This window comes from Coriobacteriia bacterium (genome assembly GCA_031292615.1).
GTDB lineage: Bacteria > Actinomycetota > Coriobacteriia > Anaerosomatales > JAAXUF01 > JARLGT01.
On sequence record JARLGT010000010.1, the window covers coordinates 45,121 to 55,171 of the forward strand.

Consider the following 10,051-nt stretch of genomic DNA (forward strand, 5'->3'; position numbering starts at 1 on the left):
GGCTCGCTAGACGACCGCGCAAGTTACCCACGGCGTAGTGGTCGGCAGGAAGCCTTTCGTGCCCGGCACATACATGTGGACGCGATAGGCGCCCCGCTTGGAGTACTTGAGCTTGATGCGCGCACGCGAGGCGCCTGTGGGACCGTCGATGATGGCAGGCCGGAACGTCTTGTAGGCCTTCCACGAGCCGCCCACCCTGCGCTGTACAACGACGCTGACGAGCTTGGTGCCCTTCTTGCCTCTAGGCCACAACCAGCCACTGATCTCGGTAGTCCGGCCCACATGGGGTAGGCCGTTGGAGAACCAGCACTGCGCCTTGCGCGGAGCGAGAACGCTCACAATCCCAGAGACCGCGGGAGTGGCGGTTCCTCCGGTGCGTGACTCGAAACGGAAGATGCGGCCGCGTCCGGCCTCGGCGGAAGCTGTGTAGCGCCCAGGCGCGGTCTCGCGAACGATGGCGGGGCAGTCGAACCATGTGCGGCCGTCGAGTGACTGGCTCACGTGGACGGACGCGCCGACGACCGGGTTACCGAACTGGTCGCGTAGCTGGGCTTCAAGCGGGAACATCGGACCAGCGACGGTCACGTTGGGCGCCGCGGTGCCGTTTGCGGACAGAGGGCCCCACGACGCGGTGCGGATTGCGGGGTGCACGAAGACGTCCGGCGAACTCGTGCTCACGACGTCGGGCGTCGCGGGCACGTAGAAGCGATAGTAGCGCGGCGTGGCGTCCGGGGCGAAGCAGGTGAACTGGTAGCCACCGGACCACACGGACGGATTGGCCGAGGCAGCTCCCAGCGTGCTCCAGTGGATGCGGTCGGCTGACGATTGCACCACTACCGGCATCCCGTCCAGGCCGTCACCCCACATCGAGTCGTACATCTCAGATGTGAGCGTGAAGGGCAGGCCGGCCCACTGCGCACCCGAGCCAACCGTGACGGTCGCGGTGGTGAGCGTCGCAAGGTACTGGACGCGGACCGGGTCGAGGTAGGCGCTGGCGTCTTGGTGGCCGGGAGCGTCAATGGTGATCGGATCTGCCCAGTCGACCGTGGACTCGTAGTCATACCACTGCGATTCGTACTTGCCGGTGGGGTCGGCGTAATAGAGGAAGTAGTCGCCGGGAGCAAGACCCGTGAAGTGGAAGCTGCCGTCCGGCCCGCTCGTGGTGGAAGCCAAGATGGAGGCCCAGTCGCCGTTCGCGTCGAAGAGCGACACCGAGACGCCCCGAAGCGCCGCCATCGTGTAGTCGTCGTAGGTCACGCCGTCGATCGAGGCCGCCTGCGCCACATGCAGCTGGATATCGGCCAGCGGGTCGCCACTGCGATCGGGGTAGATGTCACTGGCGTTGGCAACGACGGCTCCGCCGAGCCATGCCGGTTCGCAGATGAGCGACGAGTCGGATACACGGATCCTCACAGGCTCATCAGACGTGGTCTCGTAACTCCACGTTCCGTCGTAGTCGCTGAATTGGATGTCTGCGAGGGTCCACGTGCCGGCCTGCTTACGCCAGATCTCGACCGACGCATTGCCCACCGGCATGTTGTGGAAGTCCGAGGTCACCGTGCCCTGGACCGTGTACGGAACGAAGGTCAGCGTGACGTTGCGCGTCAGGTTGACCGGCGCCGCTATGGCGATGAGCGCTCCCGCGGGGAACGGCTCGTTGTTGCCGGAGGGGTCCTCGAAGCTCATGCGGTACGACGACGGGCCGAGACCCGGGAACGAGTAGGTGCCGTTGGCGGCCGTCGCCGTCGAACACATCTGGGTGAGCACGCCGTCGTCGTCGGCCCACAGCGTGACGGACACGCTGGCCACGACGGAGTTGTCGCGGTCGGAGCGCACGGTGCCAGAGATGGATGAGGGGTGCGTCATGGGCAGCACGATGTCCGCGCGCGGAGGAGTCCCTCGCAGTGGCACGCAGTCTGCCGCGCTCGCGACGTCGGTACCGCCCAGCCATGCTGGGTCGCGCGAGCCCAGCGGGTCGATCGCACGCACTCGGACGGGCGCAGTGGTGTCGGTCGAGTACGTCCAGGAGCCGGCAGCGTCAGCCGTAAGCGTGGTCTCGCAGCTCCAGACGGAGTCGTCGCCCGCGCGCCACACTTCGACAAGTGCGCCAGAGACGGGCTTGGCTCGGTATGACGAGGTCACGATACCGGTGAGTTGCATCGGAATGAACGTCATGGTGGACTCAGCGGTCACGGTACCGGGCTTGGAGATCCAGACGCCGTTGTCAGGGTAGAGGTCGCCGCCGGGGTACAGCTGCGGGAGGTGCGCGCCGCTAGGGTCGTCGAGCTGGATTGTGAAGCCGGAGATACCTAGGCCGTCGAAACGGTACGTGCCATCCGCTGATGTGGTGGTGGTGGCTACGACTGTCTGGGGCCAGGCGTAGATCCGGAGCTCGGCGAGGACGCCAGCCAGCGGCGTCCCGTGGTCACTACTGTGGACCACTCCCTCGATGGTCGCCGGGTTCGTAAGCGGCATGATCACGTTTGCCGAGGGCCCACCGCCGCCGCGCTCGGGATAGAGATCCGTCGCCGAGGCAAGCGACGAGCCACCGAACCACGTGTCAGCGTGCATGCCGGAGGGGTCCACCCAATGGACGCGCACCGGGTCGAGGTCATCGGAGCCGTACGTGAACATGGGGTCGTAGCCGGTGGGTGTGACTGTGGCCTCGAACGCGTAGCCGCCGTCTGCGCCTCGGCGCCATATCTCAGCGACGGCGCCCGCCACAGGCAGGCCTTGGAACGTGGACGTGGCTTTGCCGTTGACGTTGGCGGGGCGCCACGTGAGTGTGATGTCCTGGGTGATGGCCCTGCCTGCAGCGTCGATCCATAGCTGGGAGTAATAAGGCTGGTCGGGCCATGTTGGGACGAGCGCTGCCGTGTTCGCATCGGTTGGGTCGGTGAACGCGACGGCATAGCCCGCTATGTCGAGACCGTCAAAGCGGTAGGTGCCGTCTGCGGCCGTCACGGTGGTCGCAAGCACGGACGGTACGGCGGCCCCGCGATAGAGGGCGACCTGGATGCCACTGCGGGGTAGCTGGTCTTTGCTGCTGCGCACGGTTCCCGAGATCGAGCCTGGATTGGGGATGGGCATCGTCACGTAGGCAGGAGTGCCGTCGCGTGTAGGAACGACAGCAGTCGCCGATCCTAGTTCCGTGCCGCCGAACCACGTGTCTGCGCACAGCCCGCCCGGATCAGTCACGCGGACCTTGATAGGCTCGTTGCGGTCCGAGGCGTAGCTCCACCTGCCGTCAGAGTCGACGGCGACGGAGGTCTCGAGCGAGAACGCGCCTCCGGAGCCCTGCCGCCACAGCTCGACGACAGCTCGGGGCACCGCGATGGCCGTGGCGCCGGAGCCTGACGTCACACGGCCGTTGAGCGAGTACGGTACGTAGGTCAACGTGTCGGTCGCGACGGCCGTGGCGGACGCCGCAACGGAGATGAGCGTGGCCGCCTCGATCGAGCCTTGCGACCGGAAGAAGGAGTGGCCGTACTCGCCCGTAGCATCTGTGAACGCGAGCCGATATGAAGTGGGACTCAGACCGTTGAGGTGGTAGGTCCCGTCGGCGGCCGTGGTTGTGGACGCGATGACCGTCGAGGTGTCGGCCTCCTGATAGGCGGCCACGGAGATTCCGGGGAGCGGAGCCTGGTTCCGGCTCGAACGCAGCGTGCCGGTGATCGTGCCCCTGGCAGAGGGGGCCAGCGTAAGCGTCACGTCTGCGGACGCAGGCGCGAGAGTTGCGACGACGCTTGCCGCGCTCGCCAGATCGGCGCCGCCCACCCATGCGGGCGCGTGCGCACCGCTGGCGTCGGCCACGTGGACGCGCAGCGGAGTGGTGTCGGTGGTGACGTAGCTCCAGGAGCCACCCGGCCCCGTCGTCGTCGTGGCCTCGACGGACCAAGTTCCTGCCACGTCGCGCCACAACTGCACGGTCGCGCCCTCGACAGGGTAGCCGTGCGAGGACGAGCGCACGGTTCCGGTCACGGCGGGCTTGAGCCACATGGCGCGTACGCCGCCGGTGACGGTAGCGGCCAGCAAACTGTTGTCGCGGGCGACGGCCATCCTGGGCCAGCTCATGACCATGGTGTTCAGGTTCCGCCAACTACTCGTGGAGACCACGAACGGCGTCTCGAAGTCGTAGCTGGCGATCTTGCTGAACGACGCGGTGTCGTAGGCATTGATGACTGTCTCGCCAGACTTGGCCTGGTACAGCACGTCGGCGGTGGGACTGTACTTGGCGCCACCTGGCACGCCGTCGATCTGCGTGATGCTGTCGCCCGTACCGCTGTAGATGCCAAGGCCAGCGTTGCCATTCGGAACGGCGTATTGCGTTCCGTTGCGGTTGGCCGCGATGTCCCAGCCCCACCACCACGCGTTGGGCAAAGCGTACGGGTAGCGCTGAACATCACTGGTGCCTACCGTGTGGACGGCCCACTGGTTGTCTGTCATCCAACCTGGAAGCGTTAGGCCTATGTAATTCCTGTCACCACTGGGCGCTAGGGCGGCGTTGCCTTCCGTCGAGTTGATGGTCGTGACGCCGTTCGCGTCGTCGTAGCCTCGCAGGAGTGAGGTCGACACGTACATGGGATAGCTCGACGAGATGACAAGGCGCCCATCGCTGCCGTAGGCCACCATCCACGTGCCCCCCTCGCCGTAGAGTCTGGGGAACGTGATAGTGCGAACGCCACCGGACACGGCGTCGACGAGCTCGAATCGCGCGGTGCCGACGGCTCGCGAGCTAAAGTCGCCGACGTACACCTGGTCGGCGACGGCGATAGTCTTGCCGTCTGGGGACAGGTCGAGGCCGCGCAGGATGCTGCCGGGTACGACGAACGGCGTGAGCAATCGCCCGCCGGCGACGTCGTATCGGTCGATGTGGTCGCCGTCGGTGATGTAGAGGATGCCGCGCGAGTCGTCATAGGCCACGTCCGAGCGAGCCGGTGCCGGGACGAAGGCGCCCTGCGCCAAAGCGTGCCCCACATGAGTCGATGCGACGAGGGCTAGGCACAGCACCAGAGCGCCCGCGGAACGAGCCAGAATCGAGCGAGCGCGCACCAAGTCCTCCCAAGTTCACAGGCGTTGACTCATCTTAACCCCGTGGTGAGCCAGGCGCACCGCCTCTTGGCTGCGGGTCCTAGATCCGTGTCGGTCGTCGTCCGCCCGGGCGTGGCGACACGGGGCGTCACTGGAGCGTCACCAGGAGTGCCTCTGTTGCACGTTGCCCCGGCCACACAAATCGGGAATTGCCGTCTGCGTGACTAATCAGTCCAGGTGCTAGCTCACCTTGATGCTCTTGGTCCCGCGCTTTGACGACGGGTAGGTAGTCACTCCGACAACGCCGCCGGAGTAGGTCACGACGAAGTGCCACGTCCCCTTGTACTTGGGCTTGAAGCTGTAGGAGAACTTGCCGCCCACCACATCGACCTTCACCGTGCCTGCGGCCTTGTACTTCCTGCCGACCAGGCGGCTCATCGCGATCGTCACCCTGCCGGGTCCGGCGGGCGAGACGGTCCCCGTCAGCTTGTGGGACTTCCTGCGCTTGCCGCTCGACGAGCCTGAGAGCTTGGTCATGGTCGAGTAGTACACGGCGTTCACCGCGAAGTTGGCCGTGTAGGCCACGACGTCGCCTCTAGAGTTCGAATTACCCCTTCCGGCGACCACTGACGACCTCCAAAGCGCATTGCCTTCGCACGCCCTCCCAACGCAGAGACTCATGCCAATTCTGGGTTGAGATTGGGGCAGATTCGGAGCAATCGAGCTGGGAACAGCGCAGTCCCGGCTCCTCTTCGAGAGGCTCCGGGACCGCGTTTTCCCAGCTAAATGGCGGAGAGGGAGGGATTCGAACTCTCGTAGGGGGGGATACCCCCTAAACAGTTTTCGAGAGCATCTAGTGCCAGCTCATTGCGCTTGAATCAGGCGCCTTCCAGCACACTCCGCCCGACGCTAAACGTACTCAGCGACACTCAAATTCACTGCGATGCAATCCCTTAGGCGCACGATAGGACGCACGGGCCGAACGCCTCGCGCGCGTGTAGGGGGCCGGGGAAACCACCTTTCTGCCCGTCTTGCTGTCGCCAGCTGACTGCCACGGGACCGCGCCATCATCCGGCTCACGTTGTGAGTATCCGCCGTGATCGGCGTTCGGGAGCCACCCGGGGGGCGGACACCCGCGCGCAATGCCGGGGCGCCTCCACGGCAGATGCAGGCTGTCACAAGCACGGGAGCGCCAGTCTGTCCGAAAAGGCTATGCCGCGGGGATACCACCTGAATCGTTCTCGAGATGGTACGGCAGCGTTTCAGCACGTATCTGTGCGCGTCGCCCGAGGGATAGGTCAAGCAGCTCAGCGCGCATGCGGTAACCCTGACCGCGATCGGCCATGCCATCTGATACTCGCTCGATTCGCGGTAGATTCGCGGCACACCCAGTCTCGCCTCGCGCGCGCGTAGACGGCTGTGAAGAACCCGAACTAAGGTCGTCGACGCCCTGCGCATCCAAGACTTCAGACGCAACCGCCAATGCGACCGAGAAGCGGCGCGAGCAAAAGGGGGCGGGCATCGCTGCCCGCCCCCATCGTGCACTGAATCAGAACACCTCAGTGCAACTGTGCCCAAAGTTACTTGAGCTTCGCATCCTTCGCATCACCCGTGTGCTCGAGGCCGCTGGCGCCAGATCCGGCGCAAGCGAGGCAATCGGCCTCGGTCCAGGTGGCGCCACCGTTAACCAGCGTGTGCTGGTCGACGGTGCTCAGCGGACCCATACCACGCGGAATGAGGTTGGTGCCAGTCGTCGGCGTCATCAGGCGAGCGCTCGAATCCAGGTATGGAGGCGGGTCTGCAACCGATGTAGCCGTCGTGTCTACGCCAGCAACGGTCACGGTGTAAGGACCGTTGTAGCTGTTGACCAGCAGGCGAGGACGCATCCAACCGTGCGGAAGACCGACGTGGCAGCTGACGCAGTCGGCAGCACCATTGTTGAGGTCCCAGTGGTGGCTGGAGTGCGCCGTGTTGCTGGCGTTGCCAATGCCGGTGGCGTTCACGTAGCCATACCCGTGGCTACCCGCAGTGTAGTTGCCAGCCGTGTACGCGTTGTCAAAGTCGAAGAGCTTGTGGCACTTCGCGCAGATAACAGCGTTCGCGGTGCCGGCGTTGCTGGCGTCAGCAAGTCCAGCAGCGGCCAGCTTCGAGTCGCGGTAGGAGGCTGTGTTCGCCCCGTTGCCAAAGCCGGTGAGGTCCGCCATCGGACCACTGACTTGGGTCGCGGTGAAGGTCGGAGTACCCGAGCGCTCTGCCATGCCGCTCTCGGTGGCGTGCGAGTTGACCGCCATGTTGTACGGCGCGGGATAGTTCGGGTCGATGCCCCAGTTCTGAGCGGCACCGTGAGGACCGGCAGCGTTCAGGCCGGTGTGGCAATCCTGGCACGTAACGATCGAGTTCCAGCCCAACGCGTTACCCTGGGCATCCTTGGCACTAGGATTGAACACGTTGACCGTTGGCGTCGCCCACGTGCTGAGCACGGTTGCGCCGGAGGTGTCCTGTAGCGTGACACCCTGGGAACCATCGAACTTGCTCAACCCACCGAAGCCGTTGTAGGTCGTGGTGTTGTGGCCCGAAGCTGCGATCCAGCCCCCGCCACCATGCGTCAAGCCGTTTGCGAACCCATGAGCGGCGTCGCCGCCGGTGTGGCAGCTCACGCACTCCGTTGTAGCGCTCGTGGCCACACCCTGAGCGTGGCAAACGCAGTTCGCGTGTGCGCCCTGGGTCATTGGCCCGGCGGCAACATTCAGGAGATCGGAACCGTGGCACGTTACACATGCGGAGCTCTTTGTACCGCCGATACCGGCCTGAAGTGCATCGTGCGCACCCACGTGATACGGGTACGCAGCGGTCGGATCCATCGGCTTGACGTGGCAGCCTTCGCACGCCATCTTGCCCGATGCCTCATGGTACTCATGGCATGAACAACCTTGGTGCTCGGTGGCTCCACCCACCGCAGGCACGGTGTAGGTACCATCGGCATTCTTTGTCGCAACGCTGAGGAGATCGCTGCCGTGGCACGAGACGCACCCGGCGCTGTTAGCTGCAATCTCGCTCTGGACCGTCAGATGGTTGCCGACCATCGACGCCGAGGTGGGGACGCCGTGAACGGGCGCAGCGGCGCCCTGGTGGCACGAGTAGCAGTCCGGACCCATAGCGTTGTCGTTCACGTAATCCTTGGCGTGGTTGCCAGTAACGCCGATAGCAGTACCACCAACCGTGTGGCAGTAGGTGGTGCAGATGGCGTTGTTATACACCGACCCAGCCGGCGGCGTGACGGGCGTCCCGTTGACGGCAATCGTGAACGACCAGCTGTCAGTGAGTGCGACAGGGGCGTTAGGGACGGTGTTGTCCGCCGCGTTCATGACGACATTGATGGTCGTACCGGTCGGAAGGGTGCTCGGGTAGCAGGAGACGGTGGTGCTCCCTGCGCCGGTGGCGCCCCAGACCCACTGGGTCTTGTAGACCGTGCCGACTAGGACCTCGGTCGAAGTCCACGAGCCCGAGGCCGAGGCCACGGACACGAAGGCATTGTAGGTGTGGCCGTTGACCGTGATGGTCGCGGTCTTGGGGTTGACTGCCGCACCGGCGACGTCGACGCTGACGACCGCGGGCTGGCCGTGCAGGGTCGCTGTGGGGGCCGGGTACTCGGCAGAGAATGCAGCCGCATGTGCGAACGCCGGGACAGCGACGATCGCGACCATGCAGACCACGAGCAGAAGGGCGAGACGCACCCGTCCCCTCATGAAGTGTGTAAGTCCTTTATCCACTTTCAACCTCCTAATTGAGAGCTGTGTCAGACACCACATGCTCTTTATGCGATCTAGAACGTGATGCCGACACCAGCAGCCCCACCGGAAGCGACGTGGCACTTCAGGCACACACCGTCAGTGAGCTGGACCGGGTTGGTCGAGCTGTTGTAGGTGGTGGCGGAAGCCTGGCCTACGGAGACCTTGGTCGCACCAGCGTCAGCGGCGGTCAAGAGCCACATCTTGCTGGAGTTGACCCCGCTCTTGCCCCACGAGTGCGGGAAGGCGGCGTTGTTGAAGTCGTCGGTCGCGTCGTGGCAGCTCTTGCAGTTGTTGGCGGCGGCCCATGCGACGGCCTGGTTCTGGACCAGTCCGGTGGACTTGGAGCCGTCGGAGTTCCAGTTGCTCGTCGCGCCGGCCGCGATGCGGTGGCCGGAGTAGGCGACGAAGGTACCGGAGGCGTTGAGCACGTTGGTCGACGCACCGGCGGCGGCGGTGGCATACGCACCGTTGTGGCACTCGGCGCAGAAGATGCCGACGGCCTGCTCGCCGTAGAGGGCGTGGTTGGTGTCCGTGGCGTACTGGCCGATCGTGCCGTTCAGTGCGGCACCGGCGGCGAAGCCCTGGTTCACGGCGTTGTGGTCGATGGCGGTGATCGCATCGATCATGTTGTTCGTCGTGGCACCCGTGCCCTGCACGTTGGTGGCCGTCATGTTCTTGAGCAGGAAGCCCTGCAGTGCCGCGACCGACTCATCGGCGTTGGCGCCGTGGACGTTGGTGTGGCAGTAGGTGCAGTTGGTGCCGGTGATGTGACCGTTGTCGGTCGCTCCGCCGGTGTTGCCCGGTCCGACGATGGCGCCGCCCAGACCGTTGTAGACCGGACGGCCGTTGACGGCCTGGCCGGTGGTGGCGTGGCACAGGATGCACGCCGAGTCGGCACGGACACGCAACAGGGTGTCAGCGACGCCGGTGGCAGAGCCGACCGGGGCACCGTTGGCGCCGGCATAGTGGACCGCGTGGCACACGACACACTTTACGGTTGTCGTCGTGTAGTTGCCGTGCGGCGAGCTGCCGTTGCTGGCGTTGTCGCCCAGACCCTTGTTCCAGTCCATGTAGGTGTTGGTGCCGGCGCCCGGGATGGCGAGGTTGGGAGAGCCGTCCTGGTTGTAGCCGTTGGCCGGAGCCGTGGCGGCAGCACCGAGGCGCTGCTGGCCGGAGTGGTTGATTCCTGCGGCGAAGGCAGCGCCGGAGAAGGCGAACACGAGCATCGC

At 65.2% G+C, this 10,051-nt stretch carries 4 protein-coding genes; all 4 read right to left on the minus strand.

Annotation, left to right across the window (positions count from 1 at the left end):
• Positions 1-6 precede the first annotated feature (6 nt).
• A complete protein-coding gene (locus P4L93_00855; GenBank protein ID MDR3685501.1) occupies positions 7-5,052 on the minus strand; it encodes a carboxypeptidase regulatory-like domain-containing protein in 5,046 nt (1,681 codons plus the stop codon).
• A 219-nt stretch (positions 5,053-5,271) separates the two neighbouring features.
• Positions 5,272-5,616 carry a hypothetical protein gene (locus tag P4L93_00860; protein ID MDR3685502.1) on the minus strand — a complete coding sequence of 115 codons (345 nt, stop codon included), beginning with the start codon at positions 5,614-5,616 and terminating at the stop codon, positions 5,272-5,274.
• Between the two features lie 995 nt (positions 5,617-6,611).
• Positions 6,612-8,801, minus strand: coding sequence for a hypothetical protein (locus P4L93_00865; GenBank protein ID MDR3685503.1), 2,190 nt, complete (start codon positions 8,799-8,801; stop codon positions 6,612-6,614).
• A 53-nt stretch (positions 8,802-8,854) separates the two neighbouring features.
• Positions 8,855-10,051 (minus strand): hypothetical protein (locus P4L93_00870; protein MDR3685504.1); only part of this gene is annotated, 1,197 nt, incomplete at its 5' end.